The 15,981-nt window shown below is 57.9% G+C and carries 17 protein-coding genes; 6 read left to right on the plus strand and 11 right to left on the minus strand.

From position 1 onward, the window contains the following. Positions 1-24: 24 nt before the first annotated feature. From ACKF11_RS00345 to ACKF11_RS00365, 5 genes are all read right to left on the minus strand, one after another. Positions 25-798: a DUF72 domain-containing protein gene (locus ACKF11_RS00345; protein ID WP_407995558.1), complete on the minus strand. Its 774-nt coding sequence runs from the start codon at positions 796-798 to the stop codon at positions 25-27. 41 nt (positions 799-839) lie between these two features. Next, complete coding sequence (locus ACKF11_RS00350; RefSeq protein WP_407995559.1) at positions 840-1,517, minus strand: DJ-1/PfpI family protein; 678 nt, start codon at positions 1,515-1,517, stop codon at positions 840-842. Position 1,518: 1 nt separating this feature from the next. Beyond that, positions 1,519-2,097: a TetR/AcrR family transcriptional regulator gene (locus tag ACKF11_RS00355; RefSeq protein WP_407995560.1), complete on the minus strand. Its 579-nt coding sequence runs from the start codon at positions 2,095-2,097 to the stop codon at positions 1,519-1,521. 77 nt (positions 2,098-2,174) lie between these two features. Further along, complete coding sequence (locus tag ACKF11_RS00360; RefSeq protein WP_407994617.1) at positions 2,175-2,429, minus strand: YkgJ family cysteine cluster protein; 255 nt, start codon at positions 2,427-2,429, stop codon at positions 2,175-2,177. 4 nt (positions 2,430-2,433) lie between these two features. Continuing rightward, positions 2,434-3,198, minus strand: a complete 765-nt coding sequence (locus ACKF11_RS00365) for a competence/damage-inducible protein A (protein WP_407995561.1) — start codon at positions 3,196-3,198, stop codon at positions 2,434-2,436. Between the two features lie 128 nt (positions 3,199-3,326). Between ACKF11_RS00365 and ACKF11_RS00370 the strand changes: the two genes are divergently transcribed. After that, the gene (locus ACKF11_RS00370) at positions 3,327-3,530 is read left to right on the plus strand and encodes a (2Fe-2S)-binding protein (protein WP_407995562.1); all 204 of its coding nucleotides are present in this window, start codon (positions 3,327-3,329) and stop codon (positions 3,528-3,530) included. An 85-nt stretch (positions 3,531-3,615) separates the two neighbouring features. Here the strand turns inward: ACKF11_RS00370 and polA are convergent, their stop codons facing one another. Next, positions 3,616-6,336 (minus strand): DNA polymerase I, encoded by a 2,721-nt coding sequence (gene polA, locus ACKF11_RS00375; RefSeq protein ID WP_407995563.1) that lies wholly within the window; start codon positions 6,334-6,336, stop codon positions 3,616-3,618. Positions 6,337-6,357: 21 nt separating this feature from the next. On the opposite strand from polA, the gene ACKF11_RS00380 reads away from it, so the two are divergent. From ACKF11_RS00380 to ACKF11_RS00395, 4 genes are all read left to right on the plus strand, one after another. After that, positions 6,358-7,089 carry an LOG family protein gene (locus ACKF11_RS00380; RefSeq protein WP_407995564.1) on the plus strand — a complete coding sequence of 244 codons (732 nt, stop codon included), beginning with the start codon at positions 6,358-6,360 and terminating at the stop codon, positions 7,087-7,089. Positions 7,090-7,213: 124 nt separating this feature from the next. Beyond that, a complete protein-coding gene (locus ACKF11_RS00385; protein ID WP_309564256.1) occupies positions 7,214-7,555 on the plus strand; it encodes a DUF2782 domain-containing protein in 342 nt (113 codons plus the stop codon). Between the two features lie 76 nt (positions 7,556-7,631). Then, on the plus strand, positions 7,632-8,591 hold the full coding sequence (gene thrB, locus ACKF11_RS00390) for a homoserine kinase (RefSeq protein ID WP_407994620.1): 960 nt from the start codon (positions 7,632-7,634) through the stop codon (positions 8,589-8,591). A gap of 69 nt (positions 8,592-8,660) precedes the next feature. Beyond that, positions 8,661-9,443, plus strand: a complete 783-nt coding sequence (locus tag ACKF11_RS00395; RefSeq protein ID WP_407994621.1) for a BPSS1780 family membrane protein — start codon at positions 8,661-8,663, stop codon at positions 9,441-9,443. Here ACKF11_RS00395 and ACKF11_RS00400 read toward each other — a convergent pair. The 4 genes from ACKF11_RS00400 to ACKF11_RS00415 all read right to left on the minus strand — a co-directional run bounded on the left by ACKF11_RS00400 (position 9,438) and on the right by ACKF11_RS00415 (position 14,583). Next, positions 9,438-11,636: a UvrD-helicase domain-containing protein gene (locus tag ACKF11_RS00400; RefSeq protein ID WP_407995565.1), complete on the minus strand. Its 2,199-nt coding sequence runs from the start codon at positions 11,634-11,636 to the stop codon at positions 9,438-9,440. The two genes, ACKF11_RS00395 and ACKF11_RS00400, sit on opposite strands and share 6 nt — an antisense overlap. A gap of 502 nt (positions 11,637-12,138) precedes the next feature. Further along, complete coding sequence (gene groL, locus ACKF11_RS00405) at positions 12,139-13,773, minus strand: chaperonin GroEL (protein ID WP_407995566.1); 1,635 nt, start codon at positions 13,771-13,773, stop codon at positions 12,139-12,141. Between the two features lie 44 nt (positions 13,774-13,817). Next, positions 13,818-14,108, minus strand: coding sequence for a co-chaperone GroES (groES, locus tag ACKF11_RS00410; protein ID WP_309564260.1), 291 nt, complete (start codon positions 14,106-14,108; stop codon positions 13,818-13,820). 259 nt (positions 14,109-14,367) lie between these two features. Continuing rightward, on the minus strand, positions 14,368-14,583 hold the full coding sequence (locus ACKF11_RS00415) for a hypothetical protein (protein WP_407995567.1): 216 nt from the start codon (positions 14,581-14,583) through the stop codon (positions 14,368-14,370). 205 nt (positions 14,584-14,788) lie between these two features. Here ACKF11_RS00415 and ACKF11_RS00420 point away from each other — a divergent pair, with 205 nt between their 5' ends. Then, a complete protein-coding gene (locus tag ACKF11_RS00420; RefSeq protein WP_407995568.1) occupies positions 14,789-15,313 on the plus strand; it encodes an RcnB family protein in 525 nt (174 codons plus the stop codon). Positions 15,314-15,614: 301 nt separating this feature from the next. Here ACKF11_RS00420 and ACKF11_RS00425 read toward each other — a convergent pair whose 3' ends face one another. Further along, the gene (locus tag ACKF11_RS00425; protein ID WP_407995569.1) at positions 15,615-15,941 is read right to left on the minus strand and encodes a nuclear transport factor 2 family protein; all 327 of its coding nucleotides are present in this window, start codon (positions 15,939-15,941) and stop codon (positions 15,615-15,617) included. Between the last annotated feature and the right edge of the window lie 40 nt (positions 15,942-15,981).

Below are 15,981 nucleotides of genomic sequence, written 5' to 3' on the forward strand. Positions count from 1 at the left end.
CGCTGTTATCTTAATAAGCAATGCTCAGCCTTGGTGCGTTGTTATGCCTAGCAGATTCATGGTGTCCAGCGCATTGGCAGTGGCAGCGCCGCGCGCGGTATTGTCGAAAATGCACCAGGCCGGGCCGCTGGCTGCTTGCAGCGTATTCGCAAGCTGCCTCAAATATGCTTCGGGGTAGGACGAGTAATAGATTTCCGGCGAGCCGTGCAGCCGATAATAACTGAAACCCGGGTCGCCTCCTGGCGCTTCGGCGGTGGGAAATTTGGCTGGGTCCGCTGCCACGCGTGCCAGCCTGAAATCCTGTAGCAGGTGCTCGCCCTGCATTGAAAACCAGCTCGCATGGCGCGGTTCGCATGCCGCCGCGCCAGGGTAATGCTGGCGCAGCAATGTGAAAAACGTCAGTGCGGAAGGCATGTCCAGCGCCAGGCTGGGCGGCAGCTGGACCAGGATGCCGCCCAGCTTGCAGCCTAGCCCGGAGATTTCCTCCAGAAAGCGCAGCAGGCTATCTTCGCAATCGAGCAGCCGGCGCTGATGGGTGATTTCCCGGGGCATCTTGACCCAGAAGCGGAAGCCTTCCGGCACCGTATCCGCCCAGCGCATATAGGTCTTGTGTTGGTGCGGGCGGTAGAAGGACGAGTTGATCTCGACGGTGTCGAACAGCCGCGCATAGCGCTCGAGATGGCTGCCGCCGGGCGGGAACAATGCGGCATGCTGCGGCGGGGTTCCCCAGCCCGCACAGCCTACCCGGATCGCAGGCGCGCCGGCTGCAGGCAAGGGCATCATGTTTTTTTCATGCATGGCTTAGGCATCGTCGAGAGGCGCGTGTCCTTATTCAACATTCAGCCAGCATACTCGATATCTTCCCTATATCCCGCATAAGCCTGGTGGTATTCCATGATGCGGGCGACTTCCAGGATGAAATCCTCGTCATAGCCGGCCCGGCGCAGCAAGTGCAGCCCGACTTCCATGCCCGCGGCAATGCCGCCGCCGGTCACGATGCGGCCGCTGTCCACCACGCGGGCGCTGCTGATTCGACATTGCGGGGCAAGTTTCGCCAGGCGCTCTATGGGGACCATGCCGGCGTTGGACTGCTCGATACGGTCAGGTTCCTTGCGGCTGGTGGCGGGAATGCCGTCCAGCAACGCCATGTTGCCGTAAATCCACGAGCCGGTGCAGACGCTGGTCAGCAGCGTCTGTTCAGGCAGCGAGCGGATATAGTCGTGCAGGCGCTTGTTGTGGATTTCCTGCCGTGTGCCGAAGCCGCCCGGGATCAGGAAGGCATCCATGGCGGGGTTGTCGGCAAAGCTGTAGTTGGGCAGTACGGTGAACCCGGCCTGGGTCTGCACCGGGCGCAGGCTGTCGGCGACCAGGAAGGCGTCGAGTTCCGGGTCCAGGCGGCGCGCTACGGAAAACACGCCGTGCGGGGCGGCGTAATCGATGATTTCCGCATCCTTGAATACGTAGATGCCGAGCCGGAAGCCGGCGGTTTTCGTCTCGGTTTTGCGTGGTAGTGACATGCTAGGTTCTCCTATCGGTGGGGGAAACGGTTTCCAGAAGCATGGTGGCCAGCTGGTGGGCCTGGGCGGCAGCTTGGCTGCCCGGCGTAACGAGTTCGGTGGCGATGGCGCCTTCCATCAACAAGGCGAAATGGCGCGCCTGGACCGCAGGCTGCGGCAATCCTGCGGCAATGCAGAGCGTAAGGATATAGTCGGCCAGCCGCCGCTTGTGTTCCGCGGCGATTAGTCGGAAGCCGTGGCCGGGGTCGGAGAATTCCGCCGAGATGTTGATGAAGGCGCAGCCGTGGAAGCCCGGTTCCTCGAACCAGGATTGCAGAAAATCGAACAGTGCGAGCAGGGAATCTCGCGGGCTTTGCGCATGTGCATCCACGAAGGCCCGCAGGCCGCCGAGCCAGCGCTGGTCTCGCAGCTTGAGGAATTCCGCAACCAGTCCGTCCTTGGACTGGAAATGCAGGTACAGGCTCTGCCGGGCGACCAATGCCTCATCTAGGATGTCCTCCACCGACGTGGCATGAACGCCGTTTTGGTAGAACAGTTTGCAAGCCGCTTCCAGTAGCCTTTCCCGGGCGGGGAGGGTCATTTCGTCGCTCCAATAGAATGGTCGTTCTATTAGAGGCCGGCTAACAATAGACTGTCAATCTATCGTCTTATGGCATCTTATGGCGAGGTGAGTTGCTCCAGCTGGGCCAGCCAGGCAAAGGCGTGCCGTTCGTCGCTGCCGCACATTTCCATATCGGGCCGCAAGGAGCTGCAGACCGCTGGCCGCTCCGGCTTGCCGAAGATCAGGCAGCGGTTGAGTTCGTCGAGCTGCACGCAGCGCTGCCCGGCCTGCTTGCCTTCGGGCATGCCGGGAATCGGGCTGGTGATCGAGGGGGCGATGCAGCATGCCCCGCAGGACGGGCGGCAATCCATTCGTCTAGCTCCTCTCTAAAGGCTGCCAGGGGTGATTTGCCGTATCGAGCGCTTCACGGATTCGCCGCATGGCCTCGGCGACTGCCGCCGCCTCGCCCTTGACGCCGAGTTCGATGGTGCGCCTTTCGTCCAGGCGCGGCAGGCTGAACAGCTTGAGGCTGGGGTATTGCCGCGTGATCTCTTCCATCAGGTCCAGCAGCTGGCTTTCCCCAGTATCGAACACCAGGATGGAGGATTCGGCGGCCGGTTGCAGGTGGAACAGGTGGGCGTAATGCGTGTCCAGTATCCATTCCGTCATCGGCCAAGCCATTTCCGGGAAGCCGGGCATGAAATAGTGCCGTCCCAGCGAGAATCCGGGCACGCGGTTCACCGGGTTGGGGATCAAGGCGGCGTCCCGGGGAAAATCCGCCATCAACACGCGCTTGGGATAGGCAGCCTCGCCGTAGCGCGCCTCGATTTCGGCTACCGCGCCCGGGTGGCGCGCAATCGCCAGGCCGGCGGCTTCTGCCGCGGCCTGGCGGGTCTGGTCGTCCGGGGTGGCGCCTATGCCGCCAAAGCAGAAGACGATGTCGCTGCTCGCCATGGTGCGTTGCAATGTCGCCGCGATCTGCGCCCGGTCGTCCCCGAGGTATTCCGCCCACGACAAGGCGAGGCCTCTTGCGGCCAGCAGCGAGATCGCCTTGGCCAAGTGTGCGTCCTGGCGCTTTCCCGAGAGGATTTCGTCGCCGATGATGATGACGCCGAAGCGGGCTGATGTGGTGTCGGTCATGATGTCGAGGATGAGCTGGTGCGCGGAATTGCTAGGCAGCTAATTTGCCGCAGATGGGTCATGTTGTGCAAGTTTTTGCCGTTGAATAGGTAAAATGACGCCAGTGTTATCAATAGATCATATATGCCATGAGCAACCCGAAACAAGACCCCGACGACGAAATCCTCTGCTTTTGCAGCGGCGTGAAGCGCGGCAAGATTCGCGCCTTGCACCGGCAGGGGTTCGATCTGCAGGGCATTGCCGACATGACCGGCGCGTTGACCGGCTGCGGCGGCTGCGAATGGGAGATCGACTATTTCCTCAAGGAGCTGGACAAGGAGCAAGGCAAGTGATCCAATGGCGGCGTCCTGGCCGCAATGCTGAAGCCGCCTTGGAGCGGCCGGCAAAACTCAGCGAAGCGCTCCTGGCTAGCCGCTCTTAATGCGCGGCTTCCCAATTTGAGCCCACGCCCACTTCCGCCAATAACGGCACATCCAGCTTGGCAACATCCTGCATGAGCTTGGGCAGGGTTTGCTGCACCAATTCCAATTCAGCATCCGGTACTTCCAGCACCAGTTCGTCATGCACCTGCATAATGATCTTGCTTTGCAGTTTTTGCGTTTTCAACCAGCCATCCACGGCGATCATGGCGAGCTTGATCAGGTCGGCCGCGGTGCCTTGCATCGGCGCATTGATGGCCGCGCGCTCGGCGCCCGCGCGGCGCATGCCGTTGGGGCTGTTGATCTCGGGCACCCACAGCCTGCGGCCGAAGAAGGTTTCGACATAGCCTTGCTCCTTGGCCACCATGCGCGTGTTCTGCATGTATTCGCGCACGCCGGGATAGCGCGCGAAATAGCGGTCGATGTAGCTCTGCGCCGCGCCGCGCTCGATGTTGAGGTTCTGCGCGAGGCCGAAGGCGCTCATGCCGTAGATCAGGCCGAAATTGATCACCTTGGCGTAGCGGCGTTGTTCGCTGCTGACTTCGTCGCGTTGCACGCCGAAAATCTCGGCGGCGGTGGCGCGGTGGATATCCTCGCCCTTGGCGAATGCGGATAGCAGCCCTTCATCCTGCGACAAGTGCGCCATGATGCGCAGCTCGATCTGCGAATAGTCGGCGGAAATGATGCGCGACCCTGGCGGGGCGATGAAGGCTTCGCGGATGCGCCGGCCTTCCGCGGTACGCACGGGGATGTTCTGCAAATTGGGGTCGGAGCTGGCCAGGCGCCCGGTGATCGCCACAGCCTGGCTGTAGCTGGTATGCACGCGGCCGGTGGCGGGGTTGATCATGCGCGGTAGCTTGTCGGTGTAGGTCGATTTCAGTTTGGCGAGGCCGCGGTATTCCAATAGCACTTTCGGCAACGGGTAATCCAGCGCCAGCTCCTGCAACACGTCTTCATCGGTGGAGGGCGCGCCGCTCGGGGTTTTCTTGAGCGGCTTGATGCCGAGCTTGCCGAACAGGATTTCCTGCAATTGCTTGGGCGAGCCGAGGTTGAACGGCTGTCCCGCAATGTCGTAGGCCTGCTGTTCCAGTTCGATGAGTTTCTGCCCGAGCTCGTGGCTTTGCGCCTGCAGCATGGCCTGATCGATCAGCACGCCATTGCGCTCTATGGTGTAGAGGATGTCGAGCAGTGGCATCTCGATCTGGCGGTAGACGAACTCCAGCTTGTCGTCCGTTTCGATCTGCGGATACAGCACCTGGTGCAGTTGCAGAGTGATGTCGGCATCCTCGGCGGCATATTCGGATGCGGTATCGATGCCGATCTGGCTGAACGGCACTTGCTTGGCGCCTTTGCCGGCGATTTGTTCGTAAGTGATGGTCTGCACGCCCAAGTGACGCATGGCGAGGTCGTCCATGCCGTGGGTGCGGTGGCTTTCCAGAACGTAGGACTGCAACAGGGTATCGTGCGCGATGCCGTTCAGCTGAATGCTGTGGTTGGCGAGCACATGCTTGTCGTACTTGAGATTCTGGCCCAGCTTGGGGAGCGATGCGTCCTCGAGCAGAGGCTTGACTTGCTGCAACACTGCGGCGAAATCGAGCTGCTGCGGGACGCCGGTGTAGTCGTGCGCGAGCGGCACGTAGGCTGCCTTGCCCGCTTCCACCGAGAACGACATGCCGACCAGCTTGGCCTGCATGGCATCCAGGCTGGTGGTTTCGGTGTCGAAGGTGACCAAGGGCGCTGACTTGAGCAGCAGCAGCCATTTGTCCAGGCTGGCCTGGTCGAGGATGGTCTCGAACTGGCGGTCAGGCACGGCAGCGGCGGAAAACAGGTCGCCGATCGGGGCCAAGGGTTTTACGGCGGCACCCTCGTTGCCGCCGGCTTCCAGCTCGCGCCGCCAGGTCTTGAACTCGAAGCGCTCGTAGAGCTCGGCGAGCTTGGCATTGTCGCTTGGCTGGGTAACAAGATCAGTCACCATTTGCGGCAGGTCCAGCTTGCAGCGGATAGTGATGAGTTCGCGCCCGGTGGGCAGCCAGTCCAGCGCCTTGCGTAGGTTGTCGCCCACCACGCCGCCTATCTCTGCTGCATTGGCGATGAGTTTATCGAGCGAGCCGTGCTGGCTGAGCCATTTCACGGCGGTCTTGGGGCCGACCTTCTCCACGCCGGGTACGTTGTCCACGCTGTCGCCGATCAGGGTGAGGTAGTCGATGATCAGGGCGGGGGGGATGCCGAACTTGGCTTCCACGCCTGCTTCGTCCAGCACCTCATTGGTCATGGTGTTGACCAGCTTGATGTGCGGCGTGACGAGCTGCGCCATGTCCTTGTCGCCGGTCGAGATCACCACCTGCATGCCTTGTTCCTCGGCCTGCCGCGCCAGGCAGCCGATCACGTCGTCGGCTTCCACGCCGTCTATCATCAGCAAAGGCCAGCCCATGGCCTTGATCGCCTCGTGCAAGGGCTCGATCTGTCGGGAGAGGTCGTCCGGCATCGGTGGGCGGTGTGCCTTGTATTCGGGGTAAATATCGTCGCGGAAGGTTTTTCCCTTTGCATCGAAGACACAGGCGCTATAATCAGCCGGATAGTCCTTGTGCAGGCGGCGCAGCATGTTCAGTACGCCATACATCGCGCCCGTAGGCTCGCCCGCCTTGTTACGCAGGTCGGGCAGCGCATGGAAGGCGCGATAGAGGTAGGACGAACCGTCTACTAATAACAATGTTTTCATCTTGAACTAGTGTGGAACCTTATGTCAGCTGCTAAAAAACTTCCCAAGATCCTCGACCCCGAGCTCCCCAACAAGAAGTACTCGGCACGTGAATCGTGGCGCGCGTTCGAGATTATGGCAGAATTCGTCGAGGCGACCGAGCGCATGAAGGAAATCACCCCCGCGGTTTCCATCTTCGGCAGCGCGCGCATGCCGCCCGACCATCCCTATTACAAGCTGACGGAAGAGATCGCGCGTCTCCTGTCCGATGCCGGCTTCAGCGTGATTTCAGGGGGAGGCCCCGGCATCATGGAAGCGGCCAACAAGGGCGCATACAAGGGCAGGTCGCCCAGCATCGGCCTCAATATCGAATTGCCGCACGAGCAAAAAGGCAACCCCTACCAGGACATTAGCCAGAACTTCCAGCACTTTTTCATGCGCAAGGTGATGTTCGTCAAATACGCCTCGGCCTATGTAGTGATGCCGGGCGGTTTCGGTACGCTGGATGAGCTGATGGAAGCGCTTACTCTCATCCAGACGGCCAAGACGAGAAGGATTCCATTGATATTGGTACATGAGCCGTTCTGGCGCGGCATGCTGTCATGGATACGCGAGACCCTCGGCGCCGAGGGCATGATTTCGCCGGAAGACCTCGATTTGCTGCAGGTGATCGACAAGCCCCATGAAATCGTCGAAGCTATCTTCAAGCATTATGAGACCAGGGGTTTCGAGCCATCGCCGGCGGAGCAGCAAATCATGCAGTTTTATCTGTAGGCGAATCAAAGTTTGGCGGCGGTTGCCGACCATTCCAATATCTTGTTGTTAATAAGCAACAACGCCCTTTTGGCGGATGGGCCTATTTGATAGAATTGCTGCATTATTCTGAGCCGAGGTTGTCATGCGTACCCATAAAATTTTGCTGATGTTGGCGCTTCTCCTGCCGCTGATGGCCTCTGCTGCGGACATCCCCGACAACCTAGAGCCTTTGCCCGAGGCGCCACCGCCGCCGGAAGGGATGGAGGGAGAGAATCCTGAGCCTGAAGTCACCATTACCAAGCGAGGCGAAGATACGGTCGAGGAATACCGCATCAACGGCAATCTCTACATGATGAAGGTAACCCCCAAAGTGGGCGCCCCTTATTATCTGACCAAAGATGATTCAAATGCTGGCTGGGCCCGTAGCGAAGGCGATATCGCGCCTACGGTCAGCATCCCCAAGTGGGTATTGTTCCGGTTCTGACCGTCAAGCATTGTGCCCGGAGAGGGTGGCGCTTGACCCTCTCTGCAACCTTCCCCGGTTTTTCCAAAAGTTTTCTATGTCCGTATTCACCACCGTTTCATTCGAGCAGATGCAGCAATGGCTCAAAGGCTATGACCTTGGGGAGTTGCTTGACCTGCAGGGGATCGCGTCAGGCATCACCAATACCAATTATTTCGTCACCACCGGCAGCGGGCGTTATGTGCTGACGTTGTTTGAAGAGCATAGCGCGGAAGAGCTACCCAATTTCCTCGACCTGATGACGCACTTGGCCGAACGCGGTATTCCGTGCCCGCATCCGGTCAGGAACATTGCGGGGCAAACACTTGGCGAGCTGAACGGCAAGCCTGCCGCATTGGTGAGCTGCCTGGCAGGAAAGTCACTGGACAACCCCTCGCCGCAGCACTGCGCCGCGATTGGCGAGGTGCTGGCGCGCATGCATCTTGCCGGCGCATCGTTCGAGGCCAGCATGAGCAACCTGCGCTGCCAGCGTTGGCGCATTGCCACGGCTGCCAAGGTGGCGCCTTTCCTGGAGGCGGAAAACCGCCGCATGCTGGATGCGCAGCTCGAGTTCGAGCAGGCGTTCGACACCAGCGCATTGCCGCGCGGCGTGATCCATGCCGATTTGTTCCGCGACAATGTGCTGATGGACGGGGACAAGGTCGGCGGCGTCATCGATTTCTACTATGCCTGCAACGATGTGCTGTTGTATGACATTGCGATTGCGGTCAACGACTGGTGCGTCAACGCCGATGGCACGCTGGATTCCGGCCGGGTGCGGGCGTTTCTCGATGCCTATCATGCAGTGCGGCCCCTCACTGAAGAGGAGCATGCCGCCTGGCCCGGGATGTTGCGCGTTGCCGCCATGCGCTTCTGGCTGTCGCGCCTTAATGACCTGCATTTTCCCCAGGCCGGCGAACTTACCCACGCCAAGGATCCGGATTACTTCGAGCGCATCCTGCGCAACGCTATCGCGGCACGCGAGCAGATACTGGCGGCCTGGGTCGATGCAAATTAACCTGTTCGTGGCTCAAGGCAATAAAATGAACATGCTGGCGCAGCGTTGCCGGCTACTTTAAGGGACGACATGCAAGCCAAACCAACCATTTTCGGCCAAGTGAACGCGTGGGTGCGCGACATAATCGCCTTGTTCCGCCAAAAACCGGGCAAGTGGATGCTGCTCGGCCTGGCGCATGTGTTTTTTTTCGCTATGCTGCCTGGCTTGATAGGCCTGAAATTCGTTTCCTTCCTCTTGCTGCCGGCTTTCCTGGCTCTGGCGGTAGGTTTCTACCGCGATGCCGATGCCGGCCGCGACAGCGACTTGGGCGACCTGCTCAATGAAATCAAGCCCAGTTTCAGGAAGCTGCTGGGCCTGGGCGCCATCTGCGTCGCATACGTGCTGCTCATCAATATCCTGACGGCAGAAGACGCCATGAAGCTGGAAGCCCTGGCCAGGAGCGAAGAAAGCCCGGAGCAGGTGCTGGAACAGTCCTTCCCCATCCTGGTCAAGTTGATGTTGCTGCTGGTGCCGCTGGTGCTAGTGATCTGGTTCGCCCCGGCATTGGTCGCGTTCCAGCAGTATTCAGTGGTGCGCGCCATCAAGTCCAGTCTGGCCGCGTTTATCCAATATCTGCTGCCTTTGCTGCTGACGTGGGTGTCCGTGACATTGATCATCATGTTGAGCATGACGCTGGCAGGCGTGCTGGTGGGGATGATGTCTGCAGCCTCCAAGGCCATGGGCGGGTTCTTGATGCTGGTGCTGGTGTTTGCCTGCATGCTGTTCGCCAGCGCCCTCATGCTGGCGTTCCAGTACGTCAGCAACCGTGACATCTTCAAGATGCCGCGGCCTGACCGCGTCGAACTGCTATAGCGTTTCCAGCTTGGCGTATTCCAGCGCCAGCCACTTCAAGCCTTCCCGCCCGAAATTGACCTGCACGCGCAGGTCGTTGGCATTGCCTTCGTAATTGACTACCACGCCCTGGCCGAACTTGCTGTGGGCCACGGCCTGGCCGATTTTCCAAGGCATGCTGGCTTGAGGGCGAGGAGCCGGGGCGGCGGCAGCCGTGTATTGGCTGGCGCCGCCATAGGATTTGTTCGAGACGGTGTTCAGGCGTTTGACCAGCGCTTCCGGGATTTCATCCAGGAAGCGTGACGGAATGCCATAACGTACCTGCCCGTGCAGCATGCGGTTTTGCGCAAAGCTGATATAAAGCCGCTGGCGTGCGCGGGTCACGGCCACGTACATCAGGCGGCGTTCTTCCTCCAGGCCGTTTGATTCGTAACTGCTCTGCTCGTGCGGGAATAGCCCTTCTTCCAGGCCGCTGATGAAAACGGTATTGAATTCCAGGCCCTTGGCGGCATGCACGGTCATCAACTGCAGCGCGTCGCGGCCGACATCGGCCTGGTGTTCGCCGGCCTCCAGGCTGGCATGGGCGAGGAATTGCGCGAGGATGGACATGGCAACCTCGCCATTCTCGTCCACCTGCATGCCGATGTCCTGGTTCATGAAAGCAATTGCAGCATTCACCAGCTCATCCAGGTTGGCGAGGCGGTCTTCGCCTTCCTTGTCCGCCGCATAGTGGTCGCGCAGGCCGGAAAGCCGGGTGGCAAGCTCGACCTGCTCTGCAAGCGTGAGGCCGATGGATTCTTCCTGCATCTGCTTGACCAGGGCGACGAAGCCGTCCAGGCCGCGGCCTGGCTTGCCGTCGCCGGCTTTCGCGCATGCCGCCTGCCACAGGCTGCTTTCCTGCTGGCGCGCCAGTTCCTGCAATTGCTCCAGGCTGCGAGCGCCGATGCCGCGCGTCGGGAAGTTGATCACGCGCAGTAGGGCGGTGTCGTCGTCGCCGCTGGCGATCAGGCGCAGATAGGCGAGCGCATGCTTGACCTCGGCGCGCTCGAAGAAGCGCAAGCCGCCGTAGACGCGGTAAGGCAGGCCTGCGGAAAACAGCTCGTGCTCAAGGATGCGCGACTGGGCATTGGAGCGGTAGAGCAGGGCGATCTGGCTAAGCTCGGTGCCTTCCTTGTGCAGGGCCTTGATCTCGTCGACGATGAATGTGGCCTCGTCCTTATCGTTGTAGCCTTCATATACGCGGATGGGCTCGCCCTTGCCGGCAGAGGTCCAGAGGTTCTTGCCCAGGCGGTTGCGGTTATGCATGATGATGGCGTTGGCCGCATCGAGGATATTGCTGTGGGAACGGTAGTTCTGCTCCAGCTTGACGACGTTCTGCACGTTGAAGTCCTGCTCGAAGTCGCGCATGTTGCCGACGCGCGCGCCACGGAAGGCATAGATGGACTGGTCGTCGTCGCCCACGGCGAAGATGCAGTTGTCCGCACCTGCAAGGAGCTTCAGCCACAGGTATTGCAGGCGGTTGGTATCCTGGAACTCGTCTACCAGGATGTATTTGAAGCGGTGCTGGTAATGTTCGCGGATGCTGTTGTTCCTGCTCAATAGCTCGTAGCATCGCAGCAGCAGCTCGGCAAAATCCACCACGCCTTCGCGCTGGCACTGTTTATCGTATTCCTCGAAGATTTCGCGCATGCGTTGCGAGTGGCTGTCGTAGGCTTCCACCGCATAGGCGCGCAGGCCTTCTTCCTTGCAGCTGTTGATGTAGCCCAGCACCTGCTTGGGCGGGAATTTCTCGTCATCGACATTCATCGCCTTCATGACGCGCTTGATGGCGGAAAGCTGGTCTGCGGTATCCAGGATCTGAAATGTAGCAGGCAATTCTGCCTCGCGATGGTGCGCCCTCAACAGGCGATTGCACAAGCCGTGGAAAGTGCCGGCCCACATGCCGCGAATGTTGATCGGCAGCATGGCGCCCAAGCGGGTGAGCATTTCCTTGGCGGCCTTGTTGGTGAAGGTCACGGAAAGAATGCCGTGCGGGGAGACTTGCCCGGTCTGGATCAGCCAGGCGATGCGAGTCGTGAGTACGCGGGTCTTGCCGCTGCCGGCCCCGGCCAGGATCAGCGCGGACTGGTGCGGAAGGGTAACGGCTTCCAGTTGTTTTTCATTGAGGCCGTCGAGCAGAGAAGTGGAGAAGGTGGAATTCATCATAGCCTGCATTATCGCAGGTGAGCGCATTGAAGAGAACCGCCGAGGCAGGTGTTGCTAATGAAGCAGGCGTGCACTTTTAGTGCGCAATTGTAAGCAGATGTAAAAAACGCACTTTGGATGAACTATCCGATTAAGGCCCGGTCTTATTTTCCAGACGACGCACTCGTCTCCCGCTTTCCTCCCTGAGCGGGAAGCCTTATCCCAATGAGGCTTAAATGCTTAACCCCGATTTTACTCCCCTTTAATCGGGGTTTTTTTTGCCTGTTGTTTCCGAGTCTTGCTCTATTGGGTCTTAGGCCCTTGATTTTTTAATTAACAATGCTAATCATTTGCGAGTATATGCTTTATTGATTGTATGTGGGAATAAATATTCTGGCAGACAAGTATGACGAATTCACGGCAGGCTGAACTAGCTTCTTGCTTGCTTGGCGGAACGAACAAATAAAAAGCCCCGGCGAACCGGGGCTTTTTATTTGAGATTGCCTTGTGGCAACCTATGAGTAGGGGTGGATTAGAAGCCCATGCCGCCCATACCACCTGCATCAGGCATAGCTGGTGCAGATTCTTCCTTAGGCAGCTCTGCTACCAATGCATCGGTAGTCAGGATCAGGGAAGCGACTGAAGCAGCGTTCTGCAACGCGGAACGTGTCACCTTGGCTGGATCGAGAACGCCTAATTCGACCAGGTCGCCATAAGTGCCGTTGGAAGCGTTGTAACCGTAGTTACCAGTGCCTTCCAGTACCTTGTTGACGACAACAGAGGGTTCGTCGCCGGCGTTAGCCACGATCTGGCGTAGCGGCTCTTCAATCGCGCGCAGCACGATCTTGATACCTGCGTCCTGATCTGGGTTCTCACCCTTCAGTTCCTTGATGGAAGCGCGGGCGCGCAGCAGTGCAACGCCGCCGCCAGGCACGATGCCTTCTTCAACGGCAGCGCGGGTAGCGTGCAACGCATCTTCAACGCGAGCCTTCTTTTCCTTCATTTCGGTTTCGGTGGCGGCACCGACCTTGATCACGGCAACGCCGCCAGCCAGCTTGGCTACGCGTTCTTGCAGTTTTTCACGATCATAGTCGCTGGTGGCTTCTTCGATCTGCTTCTTGATCTGGTCGATACGCACCTTGATGTTGCTCTCGGTACCGTTGCCGTCGATGATGGTGGTGTTTTCCTTGCCGATCTCGACGCGCTTGGCTTGGCCGAGGTCTTCCAGGGTCACTTTTTCCAGGCTCAGGCCGACTTCTTCAGCAATCACGTTGCCGCCGGTCAGGATGGCGATATCTTCCAGCATGGCCTTGCGGCGGTCGCCGAAACCAGGCGCCTTGACAGCTACGGTCTTCAGGATGCCGCGGATGTTGTTCACCACCAGGGTCGCCAACGCTTCGCCTTCAACGTCTTCCGCGATGATCAGCAGGGGACGGCCAGCCTTGGCAACTTGCTCCAGGGTCGGCAGCAGATCGCGGATGTTGCTGATCTTCTTGTCGTAGAGCAGAACGAACGGGTTTTCCAGCAGGGCGATCTGGCGCTCTGGATTGTTGATGAAGTATGGGGACAGGTAGCCGCGGTCGAATTGCATGCCTTCTACGACATCCAGCTCGTTTTCGAGGCCGGAACCGTCTTCAACGGTGATCACGCCTTCCTTGCCTACCTTGTCCATCGCGTCAGCAATGATCTGGCCGATATCCGCATCGGAGTTGGCGGAAATGGAACCTACCTGGGCAATTTCCTTGCTGGTGGTGGTTGGCTTGGAGATCGCCTTGATCTCGTTGACGATCTCGGCAACAGCCTTGTCGATACCGCGCTTGAGGTCTGTCGGGTTGAAGCCGGCAGCTACGTACTTGAAACCTTCGCGTACGATGGCTTGTGCCAGTACGGTAGCGGTAGTGGTGCCGTCGCCGGCGTTGTCATTGGTCTTGGAAGCGACTTCCTTCACCAGTTGCGCACCCATGTTTTCCAGCTTGTCGCTCAACTCGATTTCCTTGGCAACGGAAACGCCGTCCTTTGTGACGGTTGGGGAGCCGAAGGAACGCTCCAGGACAACATTGCGGCCCTTAGGGCCCAGGGTCACCTTGACGGCGTTTGCCAGAACATTCACGCCATTAACGATCTTGGCACGTGCCTCATCGCCGAAAATCACTTGTTTTGCAGCCATTTATATCTCCTAATAAACTTGTTTGAGCTAATGTTGTGCCGCTATTAGGCTTCCACAACACCCAGAATGTCATCTTCGCGCAGCACCAGCACTTCTTCGCCGTTTACCTTGACGGCCTGGCCTGCATATTTGCCGAACAACACCTTGTCACCCACCTTGACGTCCAGGGCGATCGCCTTGCCGTTGTCGTCCTTCTTGCCAGGACCAACAGCAATCACTTCACCTTGATCTGGTTTTTCAGCTGCGGAGTCAGGAATCACGATCCCGGATGCGGTCTTGCGCTCTTCTTCCAGGCGTTTCACGATAACGCGGTCTTGCAATGGGCGAATTGCCATGAGTTTCTCTCCTAAAATCTTTAAATGATCATTGGGTTTGTTACAAGTTTGGTTGCTAGGGCGGTTTAGCACTCCACCCTATTGAGTGCTAATGATAGGGACGATGTAGTGGTTTTTCAAGGGTGGATTTTGAAATTTTTTTGTCGCCTGAAATTTAAATCAAGATTTTTGCAATCGAAAACTAGATTATTGAATTCAAGAGTATGTTCTCTGATATTAATGGGACAACCCTAAGTGGAGGCGGATATGCTACCGCTGGTCAAGGCGAAGATAGTATCTGCGTTGCTTGGATGGCGGGATCAGTTATACAGAAACAATCGGCAAGCGCGTCCACACTCTGCAGGACGCCGAGTAGGCCATAGGCGTTGAAAGGATTTTCCACGCCTATTCCACAATGGCTGACATAGTTCGCCATGATCGACGGCATGTGGCGGGTCTGGAGTGCAAATGCTTGTTCTTTCCAATTGCTCAGCATGAAAAATACCTGACAGAGAGGGCAACTGGAATGATTGATTCAATTTTATTGTTATGGCGCGTATTTCTATAGTCCAGGATTAGTTACAATAGGCCAGTTTTAACTGTAAGTGACTGATTTTAATAAAAATAAATGATACTCAGTCTCAACATTGCAAAACCCCCATCATAATAAAACTTATATTCTCACAACTATGGAGAGAGCCATGAACGCAACAGCCAAACAGATATTGCTGGGTATCTCAGTCTTCTGTATCAGCCTGAGTTTAAGCAGCCCGCTACTAGCAGACCCACCACACGGAAAAGGCAATGGAAATAGCGGCCCTCCCGGACAAATGAAAAAACAGCAACAACAAGGAGGAGGCTCTGACCGTTACTCCTACGATGGTCGCAGGGATGGAGGCAACATCGATATCGACATCCACTTCTCCACCAACCAACGCGTCATCATCCAGGACTACTATCGCGATCAATACCACGCAGGCCATTGCCCACCTGGGTTAGCGAAAAAGAATAATGGCTGCATGCCGCCAGGACAAGCCAAAAAATGGCGTAGAGGCTATCCACTACCGCGCGATGTCGTGTATTACGACCTACCTCCAGTCATCATGGCCAGACTGGACCCACCACCGCGTGGCTATAAATATGTCAGAGTGGCAGCAGACATTCTCATGATCGCTATTGGCACTGGCATGGTGATCGATGCCATAGAGGACTTGGGAAGCATGTAAGCAGCAAGGTCTATATCATGATGGTATAGGCCTTCTAGGGTCGAGAGATTGAGTGCTATACGGTTGCACCCTGGTTGAACCCCGTGAAGGATGGTTATATTTGGCTACCTTGCTGGATATCTTTAATGGGGTAATAGCGCGAGTGTTCGATTACCTGCTGCGCCCTTGGAGCAATTGGGGGTTGGATCGGCCTTGGAGGTGGCTATCAGAAGGAAGGTTTGTAGGGATATCGTTCACCTGCAGTTTGATCCTGCTGCAGGCAGTGAAATGAAAAGCCCTTGTAATTCCAGGTTCATGGACATCAACCGATCTCCAGTGACTTGATCTTGTCGCCATCCAGACCGAACACGTGGTCGAGTTGCGCCGGGCTGCCAGGGAAATTGCCGACGACATTGGCTGCGACCTTCAAGCGAGCCCCTTCTCGGGAGACGCCGACAGGCTCAACCGTGTACTTGAATGCCTTCTGTGCCTCGCGCTGCCATGCCTGGATGGCTACATGTCCCCGATGCGTCTTGCCTTCGTCCACAACAATCGCATCCGATGTGAAGCAATGGGAAATTTGAGAGATGTCCGAGCCATTGCTGATCTCGAAGTAAACGGAGACTGGATCCGGTAGTGAAAGGGGCATGGTTGCGTTCTCGCTGTGATTTACTGTATGAGAATTTTCG

Origin of the sequence: Methylobacillus draconifructus (genome assembly GCF_045984385.1) — a bacterium.
GTDB lineage: Bacteria > Pseudomonadota > Gammaproteobacteria > Burkholderiales > Methylophilaceae > Methylobacillus > Methylobacillus flagellatus_A.

What these genes read in the sequence shown, in the direction of transcription:
- ACKF11_RS00365 (WP_407995561.1), bottom strand. Translation starts at nt 3,198, where the DNA reads ATGACCGACACCACATCAGCCCGCTTCGGCGTCATCATCATCGGCGAC.
- ACKF11_RS00415 (WP_407995567.1), bottom strand. Translation starts at nt 14,583, where the DNA reads ATGCTGAGCAATTGGAAAGAACAAGCATTTGCACTCCAGACCCGCCAC.
- ACKF11_RS00380 (WP_407995564.1), top strand. Translation starts at nt 6,358, where the DNA reads ATGTCAGCTGCTAAAAAACTTCCCAAGATCCTCGACCCCGAGCTCCCC.
- ACKF11_RS00400 (WP_407995565.1), bottom strand. Translation starts at nt 11,636, where the DNA reads ATGCAGGCTATGATGAATTCCACCTTCTCCACTTCTCTGCTCGACGGC.
- polA (WP_407995563.1), bottom strand. Translation starts at nt 6,336, where the DNA reads ATGAAAACATTGTTATTAGTAGACGGTTCGTCCTACCTCTATCGCGCC.
- groL (WP_407995566.1), bottom strand. Translation starts at nt 13,773, where the DNA reads ATGGCTGCAAAACAAGTGATTTTCGGCGATGAGGCACGTGCCAAGATC.
- ACKF11_RS00420 (WP_407995568.1), top strand. Translation starts at nt 14,789, where the DNA reads ATGAACGCAACAGCCAAACAGATATTGCTGGGTATCTCAGTCTTCTGT.
- ACKF11_RS00360 (WP_407994617.1), bottom strand. Translation starts at nt 2,429, where the DNA reads ATGGATTGCCGCCCGTCCTGCGGGGCATGCTGCATCGCCCCCTCGATC.
- thrB (WP_407994620.1), top strand. Translation starts at nt 7,632, where the DNA reads ATGTCCGTATTCACCACCGTTTCATTCGAGCAGATGCAGCAATGGCTC.
- ACKF11_RS00345 (WP_407995558.1), bottom strand. Translation starts at nt 798, where the DNA reads ATGCATGAAAAAAACATGATGCCCTTGCCTGCAGCCGGCGCGCCTGCG.
- ACKF11_RS00370 (WP_407995562.1), top strand. Translation starts at nt 3,327, where the DNA reads ATGAGCAACCCGAAACAAGACCCCGACGACGAAATCCTCTGCTTTTGC.
- groES (WP_309564260.1), bottom strand. Translation starts at nt 14,108, where the DNA reads ATGGCAATTCGCCCATTGCAAGACCGCGTTATCGTGAAACGCCTGGAA.
- ACKF11_RS00355 (WP_407995560.1), bottom strand. Translation starts at nt 2,097, where the DNA reads ATGACCCTCCCCGCCCGGGAAAGGCTACTGGAAGCGGCTTGCAAACTG.
- ACKF11_RS00350 (WP_407995559.1), bottom strand. Translation starts at nt 1,517, where the DNA reads ATGTCACTACCACGCAAAACCGAGACGAAAACCGCCGGCTTCCGGCTC.
- ACKF11_RS00395 (WP_407994621.1), top strand. Translation starts at nt 8,661, where the DNA reads ATGCAAGCCAAACCAACCATTTTCGGCCAAGTGAACGCGTGGGTGCGC.
- ACKF11_RS00385 (WP_309564256.1), top strand. Translation starts at nt 7,214, where the DNA reads ATGCGTACCCATAAAATTTTGCTGATGTTGGCGCTTCTCCTGCCGCTG.
- ACKF11_RS00425 (WP_407995569.1), bottom strand. Translation starts at nt 15,941, where the DNA reads ATGCCCCTTTCACTACCGGATCCAGTCTCCGTTTACTTCGAGATCAGC.